The following is a 23805-nucleotide window of genomic DNA, read 5'->3' on the forward strand; positions in this document are numbered from 1 at the left end:
TCCGGCCGCCTTTGCGGCCTTGCGAACTTATGGATTTCCAATGCCTGATAGCATTTCCGCGCTCTCCGCAGCGCAAATCGACGCATTCATCACCACCGGTTTCATCCGCATCGACAATGCCTTCCCCCGCGCCCTTGCCGAGCAGGGCCGCGCCATATTGTGGAAGGAAACCGGCTGCGATCCTGATAATCCCGCCACCTGGACCAAGCCGGTCATCCGGCTGGGCGGCTATTCCGAACTGCCTTTCCGCGAGGCGGCCAATACGCCCCTGCTCCGCGCCGCCTATGACCAGATCGTGGGCCAGGACCGCTGGGTGCCGCCGCAGGGGCTGGGCACCTTCCCGGTGCGGTTTCCCTCGCCTGACGAGCCGGGTGACGATGGCTGGCATATCGATGGCAGCTTTGCCGGACCCGACTTCAAGGACTTCCTCGATATCCGCGCCAATGTGGTCTCCAAGGGCCGCGCCCTGCTGATGCTGTTCCTGTTCTCCGATGTCGGGGAGGAGGACGCGCCGACCCGGATCAAGGTTGGTTCGCATCTCGACGTGGCGCGCTACCTTGCCCCGGCTGGCGATGCGGGGCGCTCGCTGCGCGACATGATCACCGACCGGCCCGACTGGTTCGATACAGGCAAAGAGGCGCTGGCGACCGGGCCGGCGGGGACGGTCTATCTCTGCCACCCGTTCCTGGTGCACGGGGCGCAAAAGCATCGCGGCAAGACCGTGAAGTTCATGGCCCAGCCGCCGCTGATGCCGCGGGGCGAGCTGGTGCTGGACCGGAAGGACGGGGAATATTCGCCGGTGGAACTGGCGGTGCGGGTGGCGCTGGACCAGGGGTAAACGCCCGCAGTCCACCACCCTCTCCCCTTGCGGGAGAGGGTGGTTCTTCCGCGTCCAGCGGAAGAACCGGGTGAGGGGTGCTGCGCTCACCCATGCTTCAATGTTCTTGGTTAGCACGATACCCCTCATCCGCCCTTCGGGCACCTTCTCCCGCAAGGGGAGAAGGGAAGGCGCCCTGGCTTGGTGCTGCGTCGATTACCGGAAAGCCGCTTCCGCTCCGTCGCGGAAAAACGCGGCGACTTCGGCCAGGGCGCCGTCGACCATGGCGTCGTCCACGTCGAGATGGGTGACCCAGCGCTGCTGGCCGTAGCGGCCGGTAATGCCGACGCCGCGCGACACCAGGAATTCGGTGAGGCGATCGCCGAGGCGGTCCTCGACATCGACGAAGACGATATTGGTATCGGGCATGGTGACGTTGAGCGAGGGGAAGGCGGCAAGGCCTTCGGCCAGGCGCCGGGCGCGGCGATGGTCCTCGGCCAGCCGGGTCACGTTATTGTCGAGCGCATAGAGGCCCGCCGCCGCCAGGATGCCGGACTGGCGCAGCCCGCCGCCCAGCATCTTGCGGTTGCGACGCGCCGTATCGATCAGGTCCTGCCGGCCGATCAGCACCGAGCCCACCGGGGCGCCGAGCCCCTTGGAGAGGCAGATCGAAACGCTGTCGAAGGGTGCCGTGAAGCTTTTGATATCGGTGCCCAGGGCCACCACGGCATTGAAGGCGCGGGCGCCATCGAGATGGAGGCCCAGCCCGTGCCGGCGGGCAATCTCGGCCACCTGCACCATGTAGCTGACAGGCAGCACCTGGCCGCCAAAGGTGTTTTCCAGCGCGATGACCCGCGTGGTGGCGAAGTGGTTGTCGCCAGCCTTGATGGCGCTTTCGATGTCACCGAGATCCATGGTGCCATCGGGCTGGTGGGCGATGGGCTGCGGCTGGATGGAGCCCAGCACCGCCGCGCCGCCGGCCTCGTATTTGTAGCAATGCGCATTCTGCCCGGCGATGAATTCGTCGCCGCGCCCGCAATGGCTCATCAGGGCCAGCAGGTTCGATTGCGTGCCCGACGAAACGAAGATCGCCGCATCCTTGCCGAGCATGGCGGCCATCCGCTGCTCCAGCAGGTTGACCGTTGGATCGTCGCCGAACACGTCGTCGCCCACCTCGGCGGTGGCCATGGCAGAACGCATGCCCGTGGCAGGGCGCGTGACGGTATCGGAGCGGAAGTCATAGCGGATGGTGTTCATGGCGGGTCCAGCGATTGGGGGCCGATGATTAGCACGATTGTTGGATGGTGATACAATGGGGGCTGTTCCTGCTCTTCCCTTCTCCCCTTGAGGGAGAAGGTGCCCGAAGGGCGGATGAGGGGTTGGTCCCACGAGCACTGAAGCATGGGATGGCGCAGGACCCCTCACCCGGAAATCCGCTGCACGCGGATTTCCACCCTCTCCCTCAAGGGGAGAGGGGTGATGACTGAAATAAGTTGCCGTTGGCCCGCTCAGGCCGCCACGTCGCCGCCGTCTTCGCCGTCATTGGCGGCGTTCAGTTCCACTGGCGGGCGGCGGGCCACGATGAGCATGCCCGTAATGGGTGCGCCGCGATCGAAGCGCAATACGGCGGTTTCGAAGCGCAGGATTTCGAGGCCGGCAACCACCAGCGCATCGCGCGTGGCATCGACGCCATGGGCATAGCGCAGTGAGGGACGGAGGAATTGCGGCTCGGGGCCATCATGAGCCTCGAGCGAAAAGGCGGCAAGCCCGCCCGGCCGCATGGCGGGCACCAGCGCCGCCAGCACCGGCGCCAGGGCGCCGCAATAGATGAACACGTCGGCGGCCGTGACCAGGTCGGCATCGGCGCGGCGGGCATTGAGCGCCGCCACTAGTTCGGCCTTTTGCAGACTGTCATAGATGCCCTTGCGGGCGGTCTCGGCGATCATGGCGGCCGAGACGTCGATGCCTTCGAGATAATCGGCCTTGCCGCGCAGGTGCTGGCCCATCAGCCCGGTGCCGCAGCCCAGGTCGAGCGCCCGGGCGAAATGCTCGATGCCCAGCAGGGCCATTTCCTGCCGCACCAGTTCGTCCAGCATTTCGGGCACGCGATAGCCGAGCCGCTCCACCAGCGCCTGCTCGAATTGCGGCGCATATTGATCGAACAGGGCCTCGACATAGCTGACCGCGGTGCCCTCGGCGGCGCGACCGGCGCCATGGGCGGCGAGCTTGAGACCGGCGCCGAACACACCCTCGTCGTCCAGCGCCTCAAGATGCCGCCAGGCCGAAATGGCGCCTGCAACATGGCCCGCCTTTTCGTGGTAGCTCCCGAGCAGGTCCCAGCCGGCGGCCCAATCGGGGACGATTTCGAGGGCCTGGACGAGCAGATCGGCCGCTGCTGCGTGGTCGCCGGCTTCGGCCAGCATGCGCGCATAGCCGGCGCGGCGATCCGCAATCACGTCGCCGGAAGAGTGAAACGCCTTGGTCAAGACGAAGTGATCTCTGGAGGGTTACCGGACCCAATCGCCCAGCGGACGGGGATTTGACGCAAATTTCGCCGGAATGCAAGCGGGCACATGCGGTGCAAAACCTGCAGATGCGACGATAGTGCCGGTTTGCATCAGTGCTTTTTGGGGTATTGTGATGGCGTCTGGTTCGGCGCTTCGGCACCGCATCACGACAATGACGCCCCGGCACGAGACCCGTTTCATGTCCCGCCTGCCGGCTCCGCGTCGGTGCCGCGCTGTGATAGTGCGGTGCAAACACTTGATGACGCTCGATATTGTCCTGGCAGGAAGCGCCTTCCCGCCGGGCGATTTGTCATGTGTAAACAGATATTGAACGCCCGTTTTTTTCAGGCTACGTTCTCTGATCGAATATTGCGGCCGACCGATCTGATCCTGCGAATTCCATTCGCCGCCTGCTGACGTCACTTTCCGATATTTCGATCACTCCGTCCCAGGCCAATAGTGGCTCAGGACCGCCTACAGCAGCGACTGCACGAGGGAACGCGCATCATGGCAACTGGCACCGTAAAGTGGTTTAACGGCCAAAAAGGCTACGGCTTCATTCAGCCCGACGAAGGCGGGGCGGACGTGTTCGTCCACATCTCCGCCGTCCAGCGCTCGGGCCTGAATGGTCTCGATGAGGGCCAGAAGGTTACCTACGAGATCGTCAAGGACAAGCGGACCGGCAAGTCCGCCGCCGACAACCTGACTGCCGCCTGATCCATCAGGCATTTTCGACCGGAAGGGGCGCGTCCGACTTGGAGGGACGCGCCCCTTCTGTTTTGCGGTGCATGACAGAAGGCAATTGCTTGTTGTCGAAACCATCCCGGTTTAATAAAGGACGGGCCGCCTGCGGCCGACCGACAAAACCAGGGCATCCCAGTGAATGCATTGATCGAACCGCGACAGGCGGGCGAGAGCGTGTTTACCTCGCTCGGCCGCGCCAAAGCCTTGATCGAAGGCCGCGATTTCGATTCCGCCGCCCTGGTCTACTTCCAGTTACTTGACGCCGAGCTGACGACGCCCCTGCGCGGCGAAGTGCTGACCAATCTGGGCGCGGCTCTGTGCGTGCTGGCCCGCGGGCAGAAAGGTGCGGCGGCGCAAACGCAGCTGGACCAGGCGCGCGACCTGCTGGTCAAGGCCCTGCCCTGCCGGCAGCGGGCCCAGGCACCGGCGGCCTGGGCCACCACCCGCGCCAACCTGGCCCTGGTGCACCTGGCGCGCTACGAGCTCAGCGGCAATAGCGATGAATTGCTGTCGGCGCATCTGGCGCTTGACGGTATCGAGGCGGCCTTGCGCCATACGGATGAGGTAGGATTGCGCGACTGGGTCGCCGCCATCCGTGATCAATTGCTGGAATTGCGCGAGCGGCGCGGCAAGCGGCGCTAGGCTATTCGAGGGCCGGTTCTTGTGGCTTACCCCCACCCTCATTCCCTCCCCCAAGGGGGAGGGAAGCCTGTCCGGTGGACGAGGGAAATATTGGACCACTGACATAAGCCATGCGCCTCCCTCCCCTTGATGGGGAGGGATCGAGGGTGGGGTGACGGGAGCCGCAGAGCTTCAGCTCCGACCCAGTTCTTCGCTGCGCTTGCGGGCGGCTTCGGTGGTCTGCTCGATCAACGGCGTCAGGCCCTCCATCAGCACGGCAAGGCCGGCGGCGGTGGTGCCGTTGGGCGAGGTCACGTTCTGCCGGAGGGTGGCGGGCGAAGCCGGATCGGCTTCGAGCAGGGCGGCGGAGCCGATGACGGTCTGGCGCGCCAGTTGTTCGGCAATGGCGTCGGGCAGGCCGAGCTTCTTGCCGGCTTCGGCCAGGGCCTCGACCATGTGGAACACATAGGCTGGGCCGGAGCCGGACACGGCGGTCACCGCATCGAGCAGCGCTTCGTCGTCGAACCAGACCACCGGGCCGGCCGCGCTCAACAATGCTTCGGCCGTCTCGCGGTCTTCCGGCCCGACATCGGGACCGGCCACCGCGCCGGTAATGCCCTTGCCGATCTGGGCCGGCGTATTGGGCATGGTGCGCACGACGCGGCCCATGTCGAGCCCGCGCGACAGGCGGGCAATGTCGATGCCGGCGGCGATGGAAATGGCCAGAGTATGCGGCCCGACAATGGGCTGCAGAGACTCCATGACCTTGTCGATGATCTGCGGCTTGACCGCCAGCACCAGCACATTGGGCAGCAGCCCGCAGGCATCGGAATTAAGGGTGAGACCGTAATCCTCGGCCAGTTGCAGGGCCGCCGGATTGGGCGCCGGATCGACCAGGATCAGGTGGTTGGGCCGCAGGCCTGCATCGAGCCAGCCACGGGCGAGGGCCAAGCCCATCTTGCCGGCACCAACCAGCATGACCGGGCCGAGATGGCTGAGCGAGACGCTCACGCTTCGCCCACCGTTTCGAACATGACATGGCTCAGCGCATCGGCGGCAGTCTTGCCGGCCCAGACGACGAACTGGAAGGCCTGGTAATAGAGATCGCAGCTATCGGTGGCCGAGCGCAACAAGGCCTCGCATTGCTGCGGCGACACATCGGCGCCACCGGTCAGCAGGTGCGAATTGCGGAACAGCACCACGCCTTCCTTGTTCCAGATATCGAAATGGCCGATCCAGAGCTGCTCATTGATCAATGAAATCAACTGCTTGATCTCGCCGCGCCGCCCCTCGGGCACCTTAAGGTCGAAGGCGCAGGCAATGTGCAGGCTCTCGAGGTCTTCCATCCAGTTGAAGGAGACATGGTAATCCGACCAGCCGCCGCGCACGGAAATGGAGATTTCGTCGGCATCCTGCCGCTCGAAAGTCCAGTCGTTGATCGAGGCGATATGCTCGATAATGTCCACCGGGTGGACATTGCGATCGGGCTCGACTTGCAGCAGTGACATCGACGGTTCCGTCCATTAACCGGCAGATTTTGGGTATTCAGGAAACTGGGCCGCACGCACGAGGCTTACGAATCGTCCTGATGAAATGACCCTACACGCCCCCACTGATTCAGGGGACGGAACGCGGACCATGGACGGCATTCTCTTGTGGATGACGATGGGCGCCCTAGTGTTAACGGACTGTTAACGTTGACGACGCGTTCACAGGCAATTGCGCGTCAGAACAGGCCACTCGCATCGGCCCAACCCGTTGCCAGCGCTTGCTTCCAGGGGAGAAATCCATTGTCGACGGCCTGTTGCGCCGCGGCGTGATGATCGTATTCGACGACGCGCAGGCTGGTGCGCCATTTGCCATCGCGCCGCTCGATCACAGCATAACGCGCATCGGGGGAGCCGTGCACAAGTTGCAGCCCCACCGCGCCCGGATTGACGACCATCCGCCCATCGCGCAGGCGGACCGAGCGGGCGATATGGGTGTGGCCACACAGCATGACGGGATAATCGATGCCCTCGGCAGGGGCCGTCACGGCTTGCTCTGAGGGCAATGTGGTCTTGCGATCGTAATACCAGTCATCGAGCCAGGCGACATTGTCGCTGGCCGGCGTGCCGTGGCAGAGGAAGATTTCGTTCTCGAAGACCGATGTGGCGGGGAGCGCGGCGAGCCAGGCATGCTGGGTGGCAGAGAGCTGCCTTCTGGCGAATTGGTCGGTCGGATCGAGATCGCGGTCGTCGCGGCGGCCCTGGGCCAGCCAGCGGTCGTGATTACCGCGAATGACCGGGCCATCGAGCCCCATCAGCCGTTCGGCGGCACCGGCCGGGTCGAGCGGGCCGCTGACATGGTCACCCAGGCAAAGCGTGGCATCGACGCCCTGCCCGGCAATATCGGCCAGCACGGCATCGAGCGCCATGGCATTGCCATGCACGTCGGAAATGACGGCGAACCGCAATTAATTTGTCTTGGACTTGGCGCCCTTGAGCGCCGCGAGTTCCTTGTGCAGGGCGTCGATCTCTTCGCCCTGCACCTGCACCAGCTCGCGCAGGGCATCGAAATCCTCGCGCTTGACCAGGTCCATATCGACCACCAGCCGCTGGGCCTGGCCCTTGACGACGGTTTCGACTTCGCGGCGAACGCCATCGGCCACACCGGCCGCCTCGTTCATCAATCGGCCCAGATCGTCGAAGATCCTGTTATTCTGGCTCATCGCACACCCATTCGTTGCAGGCCCCTTGCCACACTACTTAGGATAGACCCGCCGACTTGACCAGAGAGGCCGAAGCGGCAATGGTCCGGCCGATTGCCGCAGGAGCTGCTTTTGCCCTTCCCCAATATCGATCCCATTGCCTTCGCCATCGGACCCTTTGCCGTGCGCTGGTATGCGCTGGGCTATCTGTTCGGCGTCGGGCTGGGCGCGGCCTATGGCTATCTGCTGCTGGCCAATACGCGGCTGTGGCACAAGGGCGAGCCGCCCTTTGCGGCCAAGGATATCTGGGATTTCGCCTTCTGGACCATGCTGGCCATCGTGATCGGCGGGCGCGTGGGCTATGTGCTGTTCTACAACCTGCCCTATTACCTGGCCAACCCGGTCGAGATCATCAACACGCTCGATGGCGGCATGAGCTATCATGGCGGCATGCTGGGGCTGATGCTGGCGGTGATCCTGTTCACCCGCTTCAAGGGCAATGGGAACTGGCTGAGCGGCCTCGATCTGATCGCCTCGGTGAGCACGATCGGCATCTTCCTCGTGCGCATCGCCAATTTCATCAATGCCGAGCTTTATGGCGCGCCGACCACCTTGCCCTGGGGCGTGGTGTTTCCGACCGATCCCGAGCAATTGCCGCGCCACCCCAGCCAGCTCTACGAGGCGGCGCTGGAAGGGCTGCTGCTGTTCCTGGTGATCCGCATCTTCACCCATGTGTTCTACAGCCTGCGCCGGCCGGGCATGGTCGCCGGCATTTTCGGCATCGGCTATGGGCTGAGCCGGATCGCGGTGGAATTCGTGCGTCTGCCGGATGAGCAGATCGGCTATCTCTATGGCGGGTGGCTGACCATGGGCATGGTGCTGAGCGTGCCGCTGGTGCTGGCGGGATTGGCGCTGGTGGTGTGGGCGGCGACGCGGCGGGAGAGTCTGGTTCGTGGGTAAGGTGCACACCGGTTTCGCAGTCGACACCCTCGCCCCTCGTGGGAGAGGGTGGAAATCCGCTGGACGCGGATTTCCGGGTGAGGGGGCTGCGTCCGCCCACGCTTTCATGTTGAAGAAAGTCCCCCTCATCCGCCCTTCGGGCACCTTCTCCCACGAGGAGAGAAGGGGAAAGAACCGCACCGTCATGGCAAGACAACAGAGTGCACGGAGGATGGGGAGAGAGGGTGCCCGTGGCTGCGTGCCTAGAGTAGCCCTCATGGTGAGCCTGTCGAACCACGAGGGCGTGGCAAGATGGTGCCACGACCTCGCCCTTCGACAAGCTCAGGATGAGGTCTGCTGATGGTTCAAGACTCCCCTACCCTGCCCGAACTGATCGACATGCAGATCCGCACCAGCGGGCCGATGTCTGTAGCCACCTATATGGGCCTGGGCCTGACCCACCCGTCCAAGGGCTATTACAAGAGTGCCGATCCGCTGGGGGCGAAGGGCGACTTCGTCACCGCGCCCGAGATCAGCCAGATGTTCGGCGAGTTGCTCGGCTTTTTCTTCGTCAATCTGTGGCAGCAGATGGGCAGCCCCAAGGCTTTCACCCTGCTCGAACTCGGCCCCGGCCGCGGTACGCTGATGGCCGACATGCTACGGGTGGCCTGCCGCGCAGAGGGCTTTCGCGATGGCCTGGACCTGCGGCTGTTCGAGACCAATCCGGCGCTGATCGCGGAGCAGAATGCCCGGCTCGAGCCCTATGAGCCGAAATGGATCGACGCCTTCGAAAAGGTCGGCGAGGGCCCGCTGCTTGTCGTGGCCAATGAATTTTTCGACGCCCTGCCGATCCGCCAATTCGTGCGCATGGACACCGGCTGGCACGAACGCATGGTGGGGCTGAGCGAGGGCCGGCGCAGCTTCGGGCTCAGCCCGACGCCGATTCCGGCCAGCGCCATGCCCGAGGCGGTGGCGGGGGCCGAGCCGAACAGCGTCTTCGAAGTGGGCCTGGCCAATGGCGAGGTGATGAAGCGGTTGGCCGGCACGGTTTCGGTGCAAGGCGGGGCGATCCTAGCCGTGGATTACGGCTATGCGCGCACGCAGACCGGCGAGACTTTGCAGGGCGTGCGCCAGCATCGCTATGCCGATGTGCTCGATGCGCCGGGCGAAACCGACCTGTCGGCCCATGTCGATTTCGAGGCCTTGGGCACTGTGGCAGCCAATGCCGGGCTGGCCGTGCAGCCGCTGGCGACACAGGGCCAGTTCCTGACCCGGCTGGGCATCAATGAGCGCGCTGGGGCACTGAGTGCCGCCAACCCTGCTGCGGCGGGGGATATTGCGGCGGCCAAGGCGCGCTTGGTGGCGCCCGAGCAGATGGGTAATCTGTTCAAGGCCTTTTGCGCCGCCAGCCCCGGCCTCATGCCACAGGGATTTGCGCCATGACCCAGCATTACGAGCAAAGCGCGGCTTTGGCCGACCTGCCTGAGGTGCGGCACGGCTTTTTCGGGCGCAAGGGCGGCAGCTCGCTGGGCGAGTTTTCCGAGAACAACATGTCGATCGCGGTGGGCGACACGCCGCGGCTGGTCGATATCAACCGGACCGGGGCGGCCGAGGCCCTAGGCTTTTTCCGCAACCAATTGTTCCTGCTCAAGCAGGTGCATTCCAACCTGGTGCATCGGCTGGACGCCTACCCCACCAATGACCAACCCGTCGAGGCCGACGCCATCGTCACGCGCCAGCCACAACTGGCGCTGGGCATTCTGACCGCCGACTGCACGCCGATCCTGCTGGCCGACCGGGAAGCGGGCGTGGTGGGCGCAGCCCATGCCGGCTGGCGCGGGGCGGTGGATGGCATTGTGGGCAATACGGTCGCCTCCATGGTGGCGCTGGGGGCCGACCCGGCCCGGATCGCCGCCGCCATCGGGCCGACGATTTCAGGCGAGAATTATGAAGTGGGGCCGCACTTCATGGATGATTTCGTGAAACTGCGCCCCGATGGCTGGCGGCATTTTTCGACGCATAACGGCGCGCGGGCGCATTTCGACCTGCCGGGATTTGTGGCCGACGAACTGGGCCGGGCGGGCGTGACGCAAGTCGAGCGGGTGGGTGGCTGTACCTATGGCGCGCCCGAGCGGTATTTTTCGCATCGCTATGCCACGCATCAGGGCGGCAAGACCGGGCGGCAGATTGCGATTATCGGGCTGATTTAAAACGCAGGACCGGTGTGCGTGACTCCACCCCACCCTCAATCCCTCCCCATCGAGGGGAGGGAGGCGCCAGCGCTGACGCTCATGTTCATCGTCTCCCTCCCCCTTGTGGGGAGGGATCAAGGGTGGGGGTAGGCCACACGCGCCGGATTCGTGAATCCTGTTTACCCAATTTCGCCTGTCATCCATTTGTCTCGTTGCGCCACCGGGAACGACTCGCTAAAGGTGCCCACGAAACTGGATGGTCCCCGATAACAGGGACCGGTTGAGACAGGATCGCGCCCCATGAAGCTGGTGACCGGCAACTCGAACCGAGCCCTCGCCCAGGCCGTCGCCAGTTATCTCGAACTTCCCCTGACAGATTGTACGGTCCGCCGCTTCGCGGACAAGGAAGTCTATGTCGAAGTGCATGAGAATGTGCGCGGCGAGGACGCCTTCATCCTGCAATCGACCAGCTTTCCGGCCAATGACAACCTGATGGAACTGCTGATCCTGACCGATGCCTTGCGCCGGTCATCGGCTCGCCGGATCACCGCCGTGCTGCCCTATTTCGGCTATGCAAGGCAGGATCGTCGCGCCACCGGCCGCACCCCGATTTCGGCCAAGCTGGTGGCCAACCTGATCACCGAGGCCGGCGTCAACCGCGTCATCACGCTCGACCTGCATGCCGCCCAGATCCAGGGCTTTTTCGATATTCCGACCGACAACCTCTATGCCGCGCCGATCATCACGCGCGACATCCTGGACAATTACAAACTCGAAAACACCATGATCGTCTCGCCCGACGTCGGTGGGGTGGCGCGCGCCCGCGCCGTAGCCCAGCGGCTGGGCACCGACCTCGCCATCGTTGATAAGCGGCGGCCCCGCGCCGGCGTCAGCGAAGTGATGAACATCATCGGCGATGTCTCCGGACAGGCCTGCATCCTGATCGACGATATCGTGGATTCCGGCGGCACGCTGGTCAATGCGGCCGAGGCCCTGCTCAAGGCCGGCGCCAAGGAGGTTTCGGCCTTCATCACCCATGGTGTGCTGTCCGAAGGGGCGGCCGAGCGCATCGCCGCATCCAAGCTCAAGGAGCTGGTGGTGACCGATTCCATCGAGGAAACGCCCGCCACCAAGGCCGCCGGCAATATCCGCCGCATGTCCATCGCCCCGCTGATCGGCGAGGCCATTGCCCGCACCGCAAGCGAACAGAGCGTTTCGAGCCTGTTCGACTAAAGCGATGGCGTTTCCCGCCAGCCCGCGCCTGCGCTTTCGGGAAATGCAGGCCAGTGACGCGCCGCAATTGCTGGCCATGTTTGCCGACGACTATGCGCAAGGCATCTACCCTGCCATGCAGGACGACGGTGCCATCGCGCGCTGGATCGCGTGGAACCAGGAAAACTATCGCGTCCATGGCTATGGGCTTTGGCTCACCGAGACGCATGGTGGCGAATTCATCGGCGATTGCGGCCTGACCTGGCAGAATGCCGATGGCCGGCCCGTTCTCGAAATCGGCTATCACGTCACGCTGAGCCAACGCGGCCAGGGCTATGCATTGGAAGCCGCCCGCGCCGCGCTAGCCTTCGGCTTTGCCCATACAAAGGCCGATGAAATCACCAGCATCGTCTCGCCGGACAATCCCGCCTCCATCGCGGTCGCCAGCAAGCTCCACAACGAGAAACGCGAATATACCAAGCCTGACGGCGCGAAACGGCTGCTGTTTTTCACCCGCCGCGCCGCCGGAGCGATTTAGGCTCCGAATGTCGAAATCGCCGCCTCTCGCACGACATTGCCCTGAAGGGCTATGGTGCCCGCGAGGAGAGATGCGATGAAATTCCTGCTGATGCTCTATGCCGACGAAAAAGCCGGCGCCACCATTCCGCCCGAACAGATGGCCGGCTTCATGGACCAGATGGCCGCCTATCAGCAAGTGCTGGAAAAGGCCCGCGCCTTTATCGACACCGCCGCCCTGCAGATGACCGGCGCCGCCAGGACCATCGCCGCACCTGATGGCCAGTTGCAGGTGCATGACGGCCCCTATGCCGATACGCGCGAGCAGTTCGGCGGCTACTTCATCATCGAGGCACCCGACATGGATGAGGCGATAAGGCTGGCCTCATTGTGCCCGGCAGCGCGCTGGGGAAAGATCGAAATCCGGCCCTACCATCCGGGATATTCACCCGGCTGAAGATTTTTTCGCGAAAAAGTCGAAAGCCGTGACGGTGCCCCGACATTGTTGCATCGGCGCATGATGCACCGAACCGGCAAAAGGAAAATCCAATGCGTTACATGATGATCATCCACCACGACGACGAAGCCATGGCCAAGGCACCGCAGCGGGAATTGTGGGCTGAATATGCCGCTTTCAACGAGGCGCTCAACAAGGCCGGCGAAGGGTTTTCCGGCGGGCTGCGGCTCTCGCCCAGCAAGGAGAGCACCGTGGTGCGCAGCCACGCCGGCAAGACCGACGTGCTCGACGGCCCCTATGCCGATACGCGCGAGCAGCTGGCCGGCTATTTCTTCATCGACGTGCCCGGGATTGAACAGGCCGTGGAATGGGCCAATCGCTGCCCCAGCTCCAAACATGGCGCGATCGAGATCCGCCCCATCGTCGAGCCGAAGGCCGGCTGATGCACGAGGCAGCGCGCCGTGCGGCAGAGCGGGCGGCGCGCGACAGCTATGGGCGCCTGCTGGCCTTTCTCGCGGCGCGTACGCGGGACGTGGCAGGGGCCGAGGACGCGCTGGCGGAAGCCTTTGCCAGCGCGCTCAAATCCTGGCCGGAACAGGGCGTCCCCAGCAATCCCGATGCGTGGCTACTGACCGTTGCCCGCCGCCGCCAGACCGACGCGATCCGGCGGCGGCAGACCAGCAAGGCCGGGGAGGCTCACATCCAGCTCATGACCGAGGAACTCGAAGCGGCCGGCACCAGTCCCGATGCCATCCCCGACCGCCGTCTGGCGCTGATGTTCGCCTGCGCCCACCCCGAAATCGAGGCCGGCATGCGGGCGCCGCTGATCCTGCAGACCATATTGGGGCTGACGGCCATCGACATCGCCGCCGCCTTTCTCATTCCGCCGACCACGATGGGTCAGCGGCTGGTGCGGGCCAAGGCGCGCATCCGCGAGGCGGGCGTACCCTTCGCCATCCCCGAGCGCGAGGACCTGGCCGGCCGGCTCGATGCCGTGCTCGATGCCATCTATGCCGCTTACGCCAAGGGCTGGACCGAAATCGGCGATACCGCTGCCGAACGGCTGGCCGATGAAGCCATCTGGCTCGGCCGGCTGGTGGTGAGCCTGTTGCCCGACGAGCCGGAAGCCAAGGGCATGCTGGCGCTGATGCTCTATGCCGAAGCCAGGCGACAGGCGCGGCGCGACACGGCCGGCGCCTATGTGCCGCTGGAGCAGCAGGATATCGAGCTGTGGGACGAAAAGCAGATCATGGCGGCCGAGGCGCTGCTGCGCGAGGCCAACCAGGCCGGCCCCACCGGCCGCTACCAGATCGAGGCTGCCATCCAGTCGGCCCATGTGGCGCGACTTGTGACCGGCCGGCCGAACTGGGACTCCGTGGTGGCGCTCTACGATGTGCTGCTGGGCCTGACCCATTCCCCGGTCGCCCTGCTCAACCGCGCCGCGGCCCTGGCGGAGACCGAGGGCGCCGAAGCGGCGCTGGCGAGCCTCGACGCCATTGAAGGCGACAGGCGCATGGCCGACTACCAGCCCTATTGGGCCGCCCGCGGCCATCTCACGGCTCTCGCCGGGCGGAAGGAAGAGGCGCACGAGGCGCTGACCCTCGCCATCGGCCTGTCGACGGACGAAGCCGTGCGGCATTATCTTATCGGGCAAAGGACGGCGTTGCAGGATGGCTAGCGCCACAATCCCTTGCCCCTCGCTCCCCTTTCCGCTATAGCCCGCGCCATGAAGCGCTCGTCACCCCTGGAGGACGGGCGCGTATGCTGTTGTAGTGACGCATACACCAACCCAGAATGGATATTTCCATGGCTGCGATTAAAGTGCTCAAGGCACAGGCGCGTGAGGGAGTTGGCAAGGGGGCCGCTCGTGAACTGCGCCGTCAGGGACTCGTTCCTGCTGTTATCTATGGTGACAAGAAGGCTCCCGTCACCATCGCCATCCCCTACAAGGACGCCCACAAGCAGATCTATGCCGGCGGCTTCCTCAGCCACATCATCGAACTCGATGTCGATGGCACCAAGCACAGCGTGATTCCGCGCGACTACCAGCTCGACCCGGTCAAGGACTTCCCGATCCATGTGGATTTCCTGCGCGTCGGCAAGGGCACCAAGCTCAACGTCCAGGTGCATGTGCACTTCATCAATGAAGAAGCCAGCCCGGGCCTGAAGCGCGGCGGCACGCTGAACGTCGTCCGCCACACGGTGGAAGTCTCGGCACCCGCCAGCGACATCCCCGAGGAAATCACCGTCGACCTGACGGGTTACGATATCGGCGATTCCATCCACATCTCGGCCGTGACCCTGGCCAAGGGCGTGACCCCGGTGATCTCCGATCGCGACTTCACCATCGCCACCATCGTTGCGCCGTCGGCGCTCAAGTCGGCCGGTGACGAAACCGAAGCCGAAGCTGCGGCCGAGCCGGAAGCCGAGTAATCTTTCCGGTTTTCTGCTATGAGTTCGAGGCGGCCTTCGGGTCGCCTCTTTCGTTTTGGAGTGCGTGATGAAATTGCTTGTCGGCCTGGGCAATCCGGGCGGCCAATATGAAGGCAATCGCCACAATATCGGCTTCATGGCGCTCGACGCCATTGCCCGCACGCATGGTATCACCCAGTTCCGCTCCAAGCATGGCGGGCTGCTCGCCGAAGGCAATATCGGCGGCGAGAAGGTGATCCTGCTCAAGCCGCAGACCTTCATGAACCGCTCGGGCGACAGCGTGCAGCAGGTGGCCCAGTTCTACAAGATCGCGCCGTCTGACATCATCGTGCTTTATGACGAACTCGACCTGGCCGCCGGCAAGGTACGCGTCAAGGTAGGCGGCGGCAATGGCGGGCATAACGGCCTGCGCTCCATCGATCCGCAGATCGGGCTCGGCTACAAGCGCGTGCGCCTGGGCATCGGCCATCCCGGCAAGGAATTCGTGACCCACCATGTGCTGGGCGACTTTGCCAAGGCCGATCGCGACTGGGTCGAGCCGCTGCTCGACGCGGTAGGCAAGCATGCCGATATGCTGATCAAGGGCGACGATAGCGGCTTCATGAACAAGCTGGCTTTGGCCGTCCGGGCAGATGACGAGCCCGAGCCCAAACCGGCGCCCAAGGCGCAGAGCCATATCAGGCAGGCGCGACCGAGCAAGCCGCAGGTGGAACTGCCAAAATCCGGCCCGATGGCCGAAATGCTGAGGAAATTACGCGGAGAGTGAAAATGGCCGAGGTCGTATTCTTCCAGGCGCTGAGCGAGGACGGTTTCGTGACCGACGCCACGGGTTCAACGGCCTGGCAGGGCCCCTATTTCATCCCCGAACTGGGCTTTCACGACTTCATCGCCGGGGTGACGGCGGTCATCACCGCGCGCGCCAACTATGACAAGATCGTCGCCAGTGGCACATGGCCCTATGGCCCGGTGCCGGGCGTGGTGCCGTCGGATACGCCGCTGACCGATATCGGTGCGCCGGTGACCGTGGTGGCGGATGACCCGGCGGCAGTAGTGGCTGCAGCGCGGGCCAAGGGTGGCGGCAATGTGTGGGTGCAGGGCGATACGGCGCTGGCGTTCCGGTTGATCGAGGCCGGGCTGGTGGAGCGGGTGGAGCTGTTCGTCATGCCCGTGGTGTTGGGGGCGGGCACCGAGCATATCGACCACCACCACCTGCCCGGCTTTACGCTGGCCACCAGCACCAATTTCGCCAATGGCGTGACGCGGCTCAGCTACATCCGCTGATCTTAGTTCGGACCGTTACGGCTTCCGTAACCTACCAAACTCGCTCGCAGCCACGGAGTAGGCCCAACCACCAGATCACCCTCTCCCCTTGCGGGAGAGGGTGGAAATCCGCGTTCAGCGGATTTCCGGGTGAGGGGTGCTGCGTCATCCCATGCTTCAATGCTTCCGGATAGCGCAGGACCCCTCATCCGCCCTTCGGGCACCTTCTCCCGCAAGGGGAGAAGGGGGAGAGCCCACGCGTCAGTGGTTCGACAGGCTCACCATGAGGGCTACTGGGACAGTCGGTAGCGTCAGCCCGCCGTTACGCGCCAGACGACATCGCCGACATCGTCTACGGCCAGCAGCGCGCCGTCCTTGGCGACAGTCACGCCGACCGGGCGGCCGTTGGAGGTCTTTTCGTCGGCGGCGAGGAAGCCGGTCAGCAGGTCGATCGGCGTGCCCTGCGGCTTGCCGTCGGCAAACGGCACCAGAATGACCTTGTAGCCGCTGAGCTTGCTGCGGTTCCACGAGCCATGCTGGCCGATGACCATGCCTGACGGCAGGCCCGGCAGGGTGTTTTCCGGCAGCCAGCACAGGCCGAGCGAGGCGGTGTGCCCGCCCAGGGCATAATCGGGCGTCAGGGCGCTGGCGACCAAAGCCGCATCCTGGGGCACGCGATCATCCACGGTCTGGCCCCAATAGCAGAACGGCCAGCCGTAAAAGCCGCCATCCTTGACCGAGGTCAGGTAATCGGGCGGAGTTTCGTCGCCCAGCCCGTCGCGTTCGTTGACCACGGTCCACAGCGAACCATTGGTCGGTTCCCAGGCCATGCCGACGGGATTGCGCAGGCCAGCGCCGAAAATGCGGTGCTGCTCGGTCTTGAGGTCGAGCTCGAAAATGCAGGCGCGGCCTTCCTCGACCGCCATGCCGGCATCGGCGATGTTGCTCTGCGAGCCCACCGCCACATAGAGCTTGCTGCCATCCTGGCTGGCGATGAGGTTGCGCGTCCAGTGGCCGCCCGGCTTCATCTCCATGAGCTTGCGGCCCGGCGCGGTGATGCTGGTCTGACCGGTCTCATAGGGGAAGGCCACGACGCTGTCGGTATTGCCGACATAGAACGTGTTGCCGACCAGCGCCATGCCGAAGGGCTGGTTGAGATTTTCGAGGAACACTTCGCGGATTTCGGGAACGCCATCGCCATCGGCATCGCGCAGCAGGGTGATGCGGTTGGCGCTCGGACGCGAGGCCCCGGCGCGGATCAGGGTCCGGTGCATGACCATGTCCCGGATGGAATTGGCCTTGCCGACCAGCGTCGCCGCTTCGGCGACCAGCACGTCGCCATTGGGCAGGACATAGATCATGCGCGGATGATCGAGCCCGGTGGCAAAGGGCGCGACCTTGAGGCCGGCAGCGACGGTCGGTGCCGTGCCGGGCGCCCAGCCCATGGCCGTCGGCATTTTCAGCATGGGCATGGCGCCCTGCGGCTTGGCCTGGGGAATGACGGGCGTCGTGCCCACGGCCTGCTTGAAGGCCCCCATATGGCGGCCGCGGTAATAGAACCAGAGGCCTCCGGCAATGATGGCGGCAAGTACGACAAGCGAAATCAATACGTCCACGGCGGGATTCCTCCGGCATTCCTAGCTGGCAGCCTTGATAGGCGGTCACGCGACCCGCGACAAGATGGCCATGCGCCCTGCCGCATTGACTTATCGTTCCATCCGAACGATGTGAGGGCCAACAAATTCTGGAGCATAGTCATGGGTTTCAAGATGGGCATTGTCGGCCTGCCCAATGTCGGCAAGTCGACCCTCTTCAACGCGCTGACCCGCACCGCTGCCGCCGCGGCGGCGAACTTCCCGTTCTGCACCATCGAGCCCAATGTGGGCGATGTGCCGGTGCCCGACGCACGCCTCGACAGGCTGGCCAAGATCGGCAAGTCGATCAATGTGCAGCCGGCGCGCATGAGCTTTGTGGATATTGCCGGTCTCGTGAAGGGCGCGAGCAAGGGCGAGGGCCTGGGCAACCAGTTCCTGGCCAATATCCGCGAATGCGACGCCATCGCCTATGTGCTGCGCTGCTTTGAAGATGGCAATATCATCCACGTCGCCAACAAGGTCGATCCGCTGGCCGATGCCGAAGTGGTCGAGACCGAACTGATGCTGGCCGATCTCGAAAGCCTCGAAAAGCGCCGCACCGGCGTGGAGAAAAAGGCCAAGGGCAACGACAAGGACGCCAAGATCACGCTGGACCTGATCGACCGGTCGCTGGTGCTGCTGCGCGAGGGCAAGTCGGCCCGTTTTGTCGAGCGGTCCAACGAGGAAGAAAAGGCCTTCCAGGAACTGCAGCTGCTGACATCCAAGCCCGTGCTCTATGTCTGCAATGTCGACGAGGCCTCGGCTGAAGCGGGCAATGCCATGAGCAAGGCCGTGCAAGACTATGCCCATGCCAATGGCGCCGGCGTGGTCATCATTTCGGCCGAGATCGAAAGCCAGTTGGCCCAACTCCCCGATACCGAGCAGGCTGAATATCTGGAATCGCTGGGGCTGCATGAGCCTGGCCTTAACCGGCTGATCCGCGAGGCCTATGACCTATTGGGCCTGCAGACCTATTTCACAGTCGGCCCCAAGGAATCGCGCGCCTGGACCATCCATAAGGGCGACAAGGCACCGGCTGCCGCCGGCGTCATCCATTCGGACTTCGAACGCGGCTTCATCCGCGCCCAGACCATTGCTTATGACGATTTCGTCGCCCTGGGCGGCGAAGTCGCCGCCAAGGAAGCCGGCAAGGCGCGCGACGAAGGCAAGGAATATGTCGTCAAGGACGGCGACGTGATGCTGTTCAAGTTTAATACTTGAGGTCGACCGCTTCGCGGTGAAATCGCTCCGGTGGAGCGATTTCAGACCTCAAGGCCATGAGACCTATGGTCGAATGGCTAGGCCCCACGCTCATGCGGCGCCACTTCAGGATGGATCCCGGCTCAAGGCCGGGATGACATCGCGTGTGGGAGGCTTACGGCGCACTACCCCTCGATCGTATCCTTGCGCATCTGGCTCGGGGTCATGCCATAGGCCTTGCGGAAATGCTCGTAGAACTGGGTCTGGCTGACAAAGCCAGCCTGGAAGGCGACATTGGCGATGGAAAGGCTGCCGTCGAACAGTAGCGAGCGGGCGCGGATCAGCCGCATGCGGGTGACGAATTTCTGCACCGAGATATGCATCACCTTGGTGAAGAGGTTGGTGGCGTAATTGGGGTGCAGCCCCACCACTTTGGCAATTTCCTCGGCGCCCAGCGGGTCGGTGATGTTCTCCACGATATGGCGCACCATGCGCACCACATAACGCACGGGCGAGCCGGTGCGGGTGCGCGTGCCTGATCGTTCGACCCAGGCCGGCAGCAGCGTCTCCCAGCCGGTAATGGCGGCGCGGCGGAACATCGTGCCGATCTCGGAGCGCACGATATCGGTGCGCAGGGCATTGCCGCTGCGATAGTCCTGGTGCCAGCGTTCCAGCGTATCGAGGCCGATGCAATCGGGGCTGAGCTGGATGACACCGCCGCCCATCAGCGTTTCGGTGAGGCGTCCGAGCTGGGGCATTTCGAGAAAAGCATCCATGGGCAGGTAGATATTGAGCTGCCGCCCGTCCCCGATGCCGGTCAGCCCCACTGTCTGGTGCGGAATGCCGGCCCAGAAGGCCACCAGCCGCCCTGCCCCCACGCTGACCGGGCCGCCGTCGAACACATAGTCCATGGTGCCGCGGGTCAGCCAGTTGAACTCGATATGGCCGTGGCTATGCGGCTGCGGCATGATCTGGGGCGGAAAGGAGCGGATGCCGAAGCGCCCGAAAGCCTTGCCCGAGGAATAAAAGCTCCGGTCCGGCCGGGGCGTCGGGCGCGGCGCCCCTTCACGGACGCGGCGCGGCTGGACGGGGCTATCAACAGTCATACTTATCGGCCGACTTCTTTGAAACCCGAAACAAGTCTCTATCATTCCGGATTGTTTCGTCCAAGGCAAGGCGTACCATTTGCTCGTCAGCACGGAACAGGCCGGACGGGAGTATCCGGCTAGCGGCCAAAAGCGCCGTCCCAGTGCAAATGGGAGGTTTTATGAAAAAGCATGCTTATGCCCTTGGCGGGGCAGGATTGATGCTGGGCATTTCACTGCTTGCAGTGCAAGCCCAGGATTTGACGGGCGAGCTTCCAGATCCGCCGGAGTTTTCGGCACAGAGCGAGCCCAACTTCGTCAGCGTTTCCGACATCCAGGAATACAAGGCGCTGCCCGAATATCATGAACCCGACTGGGTCACGGCGAAATATGTCGAGGCCGGCACCCTGCCCCCCGTCGCCGAGCGCCTGCCCAAGGAGCCGCTGGTGTTCAAGACCGGCGACATGCCCGACGGCATTGGCGTCTATGGCGACGTAATGCGCCATGTGATCGGCGGCCGCCCCGAAGGCTGGAATTATACCGCCGGCCAGAACCAGGGCTGGGGCGGCATCGATATCGGCCTCTCGGAATGCCTGACGCGCACCGGCCCGCTCTTCGAGGTGAAGGCCGACGAGCTCGAACCGCTTCCCAACCTGGCCAAGAGCTGGGAGTGGTCCGAAGACGGGCACGAGCTGACCATGCACCTGATCGAAGGCGCCAAATGGTCCGACGGCGACCCCTTCGACGCCGATGACGTCATGTTCTACTGGAACGACGCCATCATGGACTCCAACGTCTCCCCGCTCAATGGCGGCACGCCGGAGACCTTCGGTGTCGGCACGACGCTTGAAGCGCTCGATCCCTACACGATCAAATGGACCTTCAAGGAAGTCCGGCCCACGCAATATCTCTATGCCATGGCCTACGGCACTTTCTGCCCCGGCCCGAGCCATATCCTCAAGCCCCAGCATCCCAAATATTCCGACAACACCTACGAGCAGTTCAAGAACGCCTTCCCGCCGGAATATATGAACATGCCGGTGATGGGCGCCTGGGTGCCGGTGGAATATCGGCCGGACGACATCGTGGTGATGCGCCGCAACCCCTATTACTGGAAGGTCGACGAGAACGGCAACCAGTTGCCCTATCTCAACGAAATGCATTACCGCCTCAGCACCTGGGCTGACCGCGACGTGCAGGCCGTCGCCGGTTCTGGCGACTTCTCCAACCTCGAACAGGCCGAAAGCTATGTCGAGGCGCTGAAGCGCTCGGCCGAAGACAGCGCCCCGGCCCGCCTGCAGTTCGGCGCCCGCACCATCGGCTATGCGCTCGAATTCAACCTCTCGGCCAATGGCTGGGGCGAACCCGATGCCCGCGGCCAGGCCATCCACGAACTGAACCGGAACCTCGATTTCCGCAAGGCCGTCTCGATCGCCATCGATCGCCAGCGGCTGGGTGACTCGCTGGTCCGCGGTCCGTTCACCGCCATCTATCCGGGCGGCCTCTATGCCGGCACGGCCTTCTACGACAAGGCCTCGACGGTCTATTATCCGTATAACCTCGACGCGGCCAATGCCCTGCTCGACGGCATCGGCCTGATCGATACCGACGGCAATGGCGTACGCAACCTGCCCGATGGCGGCGCGGATGTGGAAATCACCCTGCTCGCCAATACGGACTATGCGACCGACACCAACCTAGCCGAAGGCGTCATCGCCATGATGGAACCGCTCGGCCTGCGCGTCATCGCCAATTTCCAGCAGGGAACCTCGCGTGACGACATGCAGCAGGCCGGCCAGTTCGACTGGCATGTCCGCCGCCAGGGCGCCGAAATGGTCTCGGTGGTGCAGGGCACGACCTTCCTCGCGCCCACGGGTCCGCAGACCAGCTACTTCCACCGCGCCGGCACGGATGGAACAGTGGACACCCTGCCCTTCGAGCAGGAACTGGTCGATACGGTGAATGCCTTTGTCGCCACCAGCGACAATGCCGAACGGGCCGAGTTGATGAAGACCTTCCAGCACGTCTTCACCGAGAACGTCTATTCCGTCGGTTTGACGCAGTATCCAGGTGCGCTGATCATCAACAAGCGCTTCGCCAATATCCCGGCCGGCGCCCCGATCTTCATGTTCAACTGGGCCGAGGACAACATCATCCGCGAACGCGTCTACGTCCCCGAGGACAAGCAGGGCGATTACGAACTGCACCCCGAGACGCTTCCGGGCGCTCCGGGCGGCGCGGGCCCGGTGTGACCACCGGCGCCTCGGCTCCTGCCTCCCTCCCCCTTGTGGGGAGGGAGAGCGAGATAGGACTTAGCCCTTCGCTAAGTCCGTGATCGAGCAGGGTGGGGGTATGGTTCCGCAAACAGTGCGCGTGGCCCCCCCACCCTTGATCCCTCCCCACAAGGGGGAGGGAGACGACTGAGACCCCGGTGCAATACCCGGATAGGTTAAGAGGCCGCCATGCTTCGATTTCTGACCATGCGCATATTGGGCGCGATCCCGCTGCTGTTCCTGCTCAGCGTGGTGACCTTCGCCATCATCCAGGCGCCGCCGGGCGATTATGGCGACACGATCCGCTCCATGCTGATCAACCAGGGTGGCGCGGCCCCCACCGTGGCCGAGGCGCAGGCCGAACTGTATCGCGAGGCCCATGGCCTCAACGACCCCATCATCGTGCAGTATTTCCGCTGGATATCAGGCATCGTGACCCGCTTCGACTTCGGCCACTCCTTCTTCTACAACAAGGATGTCGGCCAGGTCGTGGCCGAGCGCCTGCCCGCCACGATCGCCCTGGCGCTGGTCTGCCACCTGCTCGCCTCGCTGCTGGGCATTGGCCTCGGCATTCTGGCTGCGACAAGGCAATATTCCTGGGTCGATACCGGACTGGGCATCATCTCTTTCCTCGGCATGACGATCCCCCGCTTCCTGCTGGCCATCATCATTCTCTATTTCCTGGTGTTCCGGCTCAATGTCAGCGAGGTCGGCATGTTCTTCTCGGCCCGCTATGGCGGCGCGCCCTGGAGCTGGGACAAGTTCGTCAACCTCGTCCAGCATGTCTGGCCGGTCGTGTTCATCGCCACCTTTGGCGGGCTGGCCTATAATATGCGCGTGATGCGCGCCAACCTGCTCGACGTGCTCAACAGCCAGTATGTCGAGACCGCGCGAGCCAAAGGCCTACCCGAAGGCGCCGTCATCATGAAGCATGCCGTGCCCAATGCGCTCCATCCGCTGGTCGCCTATCAGGGCGTGGTACTGCCCTATATGCTGACCGGCGAAATCGAGGTGGCCATCGTCTTCGGCCTTGCCACTGTCGGCCCGGCCATTGTCGGCTCCATGGGCGTGGGCGATGTCTATGTCACCGCCACATTCATGCTGGTGCTGGCCGCCACGCTGATCGTCGGCAACATCATTTCCGATATCCTGCTGGTGGCGCTCGATCCCCGCATCCGTCTTGGGGGAGGCAGCGAATGACCGATCTCGATACCCGCTCGTCCATT

Annotated in this window: 25 protein-coding genes; 17 read left to right on the forward strand and 8 right to left on the reverse strand. The window is 64.0% G+C overall.

The window, feature by feature from the left end; translation table 11 throughout:
- Window positions 1-40 precede the first annotated feature (40 nt).
- Complete coding sequence (locus FPZ08_RS10030; RefSeq protein ID WP_146289880.1) at window positions 41-838, forward strand: phytanoyl-CoA dioxygenase family protein; 798 nt, start codon at window positions 41-43, stop codon at window positions 836-838.
- Window positions 839-1033: 195 nt separating this feature from the next.
- Here FPZ08_RS10030 and ltaE read toward each other — a convergent pair whose 3' ends face one another.
- Window positions 1034-2074 carry a low-specificity L-threonine aldolase gene (gene ltaE / locus FPZ08_RS10035; RefSeq protein WP_146289882.1) on the reverse strand — a complete coding sequence of 347 codons (1041 nt, stop codon included), beginning with the start codon at window positions 2072-2074 and terminating at the stop codon, window positions 1034-1036.
- A 251-nt stretch (window positions 2075-2325) separates the two neighbouring features.
- The gene (locus tag FPZ08_RS10040) at window positions 2326-3303 is read right to left on the reverse strand and encodes a methyltransferase (RefSeq protein ID WP_146289884.1); all 978 of its coding nucleotides are present in this window, start codon (window positions 3301-3303) and stop codon (window positions 2326-2328) included.
- Window positions 3304-3831: 528 nt separating this feature from the next.
- Between FPZ08_RS10040 and FPZ08_RS10045 the strand changes: the two genes are divergently transcribed.
- Window positions 3832-4041 (forward strand): cold-shock protein, encoded by a 210-nt coding sequence (locus FPZ08_RS10045; RefSeq protein ID WP_046105238.1) that lies wholly within the window; start codon window positions 3832-3834, stop codon window positions 4039-4041.
- A gap of 162 nt (window positions 4042-4203) precedes the next feature.
- Window positions 4204-4710 (forward strand): hypothetical protein, encoded by a 507-nt coding sequence (locus FPZ08_RS10050; RefSeq protein ID WP_146289886.1) that lies wholly within the window; start codon window positions 4204-4206, stop codon window positions 4708-4710.
- Window positions 4711-4881: 171 nt separating this feature from the next.
- On the opposite strand, the gene proC is transcribed toward FPZ08_RS10050, so the two are convergent.
- The 4 genes from proC to FPZ08_RS10070 all read right to left on the reverse strand — a co-directional run bounded on the left by proC (window position 4882) and on the right by FPZ08_RS10070 (window position 7399).
- On the reverse strand, window positions 4882-5700 hold the full coding sequence (proC, locus tag FPZ08_RS10055) for a pyrroline-5-carboxylate reductase (protein WP_425457583.1): 819 nt from the start codon (window positions 5698-5700) through the stop codon (window positions 4882-4884).
- Window positions 5697-6197, reverse strand: a complete 501-nt coding sequence (locus FPZ08_RS10060; protein ID WP_146289887.1) for a type III secretion system chaperone family protein — start codon at window positions 6195-6197, stop codon at window positions 5697-5699. The genes proC and FPZ08_RS10060 overlap by 4 nt, the downstream gene beginning before the upstream one ends.
- Before the next feature lie 218 nt (window positions 6198-6415).
- The gene (locus FPZ08_RS10065; protein ID WP_146289888.1) at window positions 6416-7144 is read right to left on the reverse strand and encodes a metallophosphoesterase family protein; all 729 of its coding nucleotides are present in this window, start codon (window positions 7142-7144) and stop codon (window positions 6416-6418) included.
- Window positions 7145-7399 (reverse strand): accessory factor UbiK family protein, encoded by a 255-nt coding sequence (locus tag FPZ08_RS10070; protein WP_146289889.1) that lies wholly within the window; start codon window positions 7397-7399, stop codon window positions 7145-7147. It abuts the gene before it with no gap.
- A 105-nt stretch (window positions 7400-7504) separates the two neighbouring features.
- Between FPZ08_RS10070 and lgt the strand changes: the two genes are divergently transcribed.
- The 11 genes from lgt (at window position 7505) to FPZ08_RS10125 (ending at window position 16408) form a co-directional block, all read left to right on the forward strand.
- Window positions 7505-8338 (forward strand): prolipoprotein diacylglyceryl transferase, encoded by an 834-nt coding sequence (gene lgt / locus FPZ08_RS10075; RefSeq protein WP_246132894.1) that lies wholly within the window; start codon window positions 7505-7507, stop codon window positions 8336-8338.
- 339 nt (window positions 8339-8677) lie between these two features.
- On the forward strand, window positions 8678-9760 hold the full coding sequence (locus FPZ08_RS10080) for a class I SAM-dependent methyltransferase (RefSeq protein ID WP_146289891.1): 1083 nt from the start codon (window positions 8678-8680) through the stop codon (window positions 9758-9760).
- The gene (gene pgeF, locus FPZ08_RS10085; protein ID WP_146289892.1) at window positions 9757-10527 is read left to right on the forward strand and encodes a peptidoglycan editing factor PgeF; all 771 of its coding nucleotides are present in this window, start codon (window positions 9757-9759) and stop codon (window positions 10525-10527) included. The genes FPZ08_RS10080 and pgeF overlap by 4 nt, the downstream gene beginning before the upstream one ends.
- 282 nt (window positions 10528-10809) lie before the next feature.
- Window positions 10810-11742 carry a ribose-phosphate pyrophosphokinase gene (locus FPZ08_RS10090; protein ID WP_146289893.1) on the forward strand — a complete coding sequence of 311 codons (933 nt, stop codon included), beginning with the start codon at window positions 10810-10812 and terminating at the stop codon, window positions 11740-11742.
- 4 nt (window positions 11743-11746) lie between these two features.
- Window positions 11747-12259 (forward strand): GNAT family N-acetyltransferase, encoded by a 513-nt coding sequence (locus FPZ08_RS10095; protein ID WP_146289894.1) that lies wholly within the window; start codon window positions 11747-11749, stop codon window positions 12257-12259.
- A gap of 75 nt (window positions 12260-12334) precedes the next feature.
- Complete coding sequence (locus FPZ08_RS10100; protein ID WP_146289895.1) at window positions 12335-12694, forward strand: YciI family protein; 360 nt, start codon at window positions 12335-12337, stop codon at window positions 12692-12694.
- A 92-nt stretch (window positions 12695-12786) separates the two neighbouring features.
- Complete coding sequence (locus tag FPZ08_RS10105) at window positions 12787-13137, forward strand: YciI family protein (RefSeq protein ID WP_146289896.1); 351 nt, start codon at window positions 12787-12789, stop codon at window positions 13135-13137.
- Complete coding sequence (locus tag FPZ08_RS10110) at window positions 13137-14372, forward strand: RNA polymerase sigma factor (RefSeq protein WP_146289897.1); 1236 nt, start codon at window positions 13137-13139, stop codon at window positions 14370-14372. The genes FPZ08_RS10105 and FPZ08_RS10110 overlap by 1 nt, the downstream gene beginning before the upstream one ends.
- 128 nt (window positions 14373-14500) lie before the next feature.
- Window positions 14501-15127, forward strand: coding sequence for a 50S ribosomal protein L25/general stress protein Ctc (locus FPZ08_RS10115; protein ID WP_246132849.1), 627 nt, complete (start codon window positions 14501-14503; stop codon window positions 15125-15127).
- Between the two features lie 67 nt (window positions 15128-15194).
- Window positions 15195-15893: an aminoacyl-tRNA hydrolase gene (gene pth, locus FPZ08_RS10120; protein ID WP_146289899.1), complete on the forward strand. Its 699-nt coding sequence runs from the start codon at window positions 15195-15197 to the stop codon at window positions 15891-15893.
- 2 nt (window positions 15894-15895) lie between these two features.
- A complete protein-coding gene (locus FPZ08_RS10125) occupies window positions 15896-16408 on the forward strand; it encodes a dihydrofolate reductase family protein (RefSeq protein WP_146289900.1) in 513 nt (170 codons plus the stop codon).
- Between the two features lie 290 nt (window positions 16409-16698).
- On the opposite strand, the gene FPZ08_RS10130 is transcribed toward FPZ08_RS10125, so the two are convergent.
- Window positions 16699-18003, reverse strand: coding sequence for a PQQ-dependent sugar dehydrogenase (locus FPZ08_RS10130; RefSeq protein WP_425457584.1), 1305 nt, complete (start codon window positions 18001-18003; stop codon window positions 16699-16701).
- A gap of 141 nt (window positions 18004-18144) precedes the next feature.
- Between FPZ08_RS10130 and ychF the strand changes: the two genes are divergently transcribed.
- A complete protein-coding gene (gene ychF, locus FPZ08_RS10135; RefSeq protein WP_146289901.1) occupies window positions 18145-19242 on the forward strand; it encodes a redox-regulated ATPase YchF in 1098 nt (365 codons plus the stop codon).
- Window positions 19243-19406: 164 nt separating this feature from the next.
- Here ychF and FPZ08_RS10140 read toward each other — a convergent pair whose 3' ends face one another.
- Window positions 19407-20327 carry a helix-turn-helix domain-containing protein gene (locus tag FPZ08_RS10140; protein ID WP_186767290.1) on the reverse strand — a complete coding sequence of 307 codons (921 nt, stop codon included), beginning with the start codon at window positions 20325-20327 and terminating at the stop codon, window positions 19407-19409.
- Between the two features lie 161 nt (window positions 20328-20488).
- On the opposite strand from FPZ08_RS10140, the gene FPZ08_RS10145 reads away from it, so the two are divergent.
- Window positions 20489-22558: an ABC transporter substrate-binding protein gene (locus tag FPZ08_RS10145; protein WP_146289903.1), complete on the forward strand. Its 2070-nt coding sequence runs from the start codon at window positions 20489-20491 to the stop codon at window positions 22556-22558.
- Between the two features lie 210 nt (window positions 22559-22768).
- Entirely contained in the window at window positions 22769-23779 is a 1011-nt protein-coding gene (locus FPZ08_RS10150; RefSeq protein WP_146289904.1) for an ABC transporter permease, read from the forward strand.
- Window positions 23780-23805: the final 26 nt, after the last annotated feature.

Origin of the sequence: Devosia ginsengisoli (genome assembly GCF_007859655.1) — a bacterium.
Classification (GTDB): Bacteria; Pseudomonadota; Alphaproteobacteria; order Rhizobiales; family Devosiaceae; genus Devosia; species Devosia ginsengisoli.

What these genes read in the sequence shown, in the direction of transcription:
- FPZ08_RS10070 (WP_146289889.1), bottom strand. Translation starts at nt 7,399, where the DNA reads ATGAGCCAGAATAACAGGATCTTCGACGATCTGGGCCGATTGATGAAC.
- pth (WP_146289899.1), top strand. Translation starts at nt 15,195, where the DNA reads ATGAAATTGCTTGTCGGCCTGGGCAATCCGGGCGGCCAATATGAAGGC.
- ychF (WP_146289901.1), top strand. Translation starts at nt 18,145, where the DNA reads ATGGGTTTCAAGATGGGCATTGTCGGCCTGCCCAATGTCGGCAAGTCG.
- FPZ08_RS10125 (WP_146289900.1), top strand. Translation starts at nt 15,896, where the DNA reads ATGGCCGAGGTCGTATTCTTCCAGGCGCTGAGCGAGGACGGTTTCGTG.
- FPZ08_RS10060 (WP_146289887.1), bottom strand. Translation starts at nt 6,197, where the DNA reads ATGTCACTGCTGCAAGTCGAGCCCGATCGCAATGTCCACCCGGTGGAC.
- FPZ08_RS10100 (WP_146289895.1), top strand. Translation starts at nt 12,335, where the DNA reads ATGAAATTCCTGCTGATGCTCTATGCCGACGAAAAAGCCGGCGCCACC.
- FPZ08_RS10145 (WP_146289903.1), top strand. Translation starts at nt 20,489, where the DNA reads ATGAAAAAGCATGCTTATGCCCTTGGCGGGGCAGGATTGATGCTGGGC.
- FPZ08_RS10140 (WP_186767290.1), bottom strand. Translation starts at nt 20,327, where the DNA reads ATGACTGTTGATAGCCCCGTCCAGCCGCGCCGCGTCCGTGAAGGGGCG.
- FPZ08_RS10095 (WP_146289894.1), top strand. Translation starts at nt 11,747, where the DNA reads ATGGCGTTTCCCGCCAGCCCGCGCCTGCGCTTTCGGGAAATGCAGGCC.
- FPZ08_RS10090 (WP_146289893.1), top strand. Translation starts at nt 10,810, where the DNA reads ATGAAGCTGGTGACCGGCAACTCGAACCGAGCCCTCGCCCAGGCCGTC.
- FPZ08_RS10030 (WP_146289880.1), top strand. Translation starts at nt 41, where the DNA reads ATGCCTGATAGCATTTCCGCGCTCTCCGCAGCGCAAATCGACGCATTC.
- FPZ08_RS10115 (WP_246132849.1), top strand. Translation starts at nt 14,501, where the DNA reads ATGGCTGCGATTAAAGTGCTCAAGGCACAGGCGCGTGAGGGAGTTGGC.
- FPZ08_RS10150 (WP_146289904.1), top strand. Translation starts at nt 22,769, where the DNA reads ATGCTTCGATTTCTGACCATGCGCATATTGGGCGCGATCCCGCTGCTG.
- FPZ08_RS10105 (WP_146289896.1), top strand. Translation starts at nt 12,787, where the DNA reads ATGCGTTACATGATGATCATCCACCACGACGACGAAGCCATGGCCAAG.
- FPZ08_RS10080 (WP_146289891.1), top strand. Translation starts at nt 8,678, where the DNA reads ATGGTTCAAGACTCCCCTACCCTGCCCGAACTGATCGACATGCAGATC.
- FPZ08_RS10110 (WP_146289897.1), top strand. Translation starts at nt 13,137, where the DNA reads ATGCACGAGGCAGCGCGCCGTGCGGCAGAGCGGGCGGCGCGCGACAGC.
- ltaE (WP_146289882.1), bottom strand. Translation starts at nt 2,074, where the DNA reads ATGAACACCATCCGCTATGACTTCCGCTCCGATACCGTCACGCGCCCT.
- FPZ08_RS10045 (WP_046105238.1), top strand. Translation starts at nt 3,832, where the DNA reads ATGGCAACTGGCACCGTAAAGTGGTTTAACGGCCAAAAAGGCTACGGC.
- pgeF (WP_146289892.1), top strand. Translation starts at nt 9,757, where the DNA reads ATGACCCAGCATTACGAGCAAAGCGCGGCTTTGGCCGACCTGCCTGAG.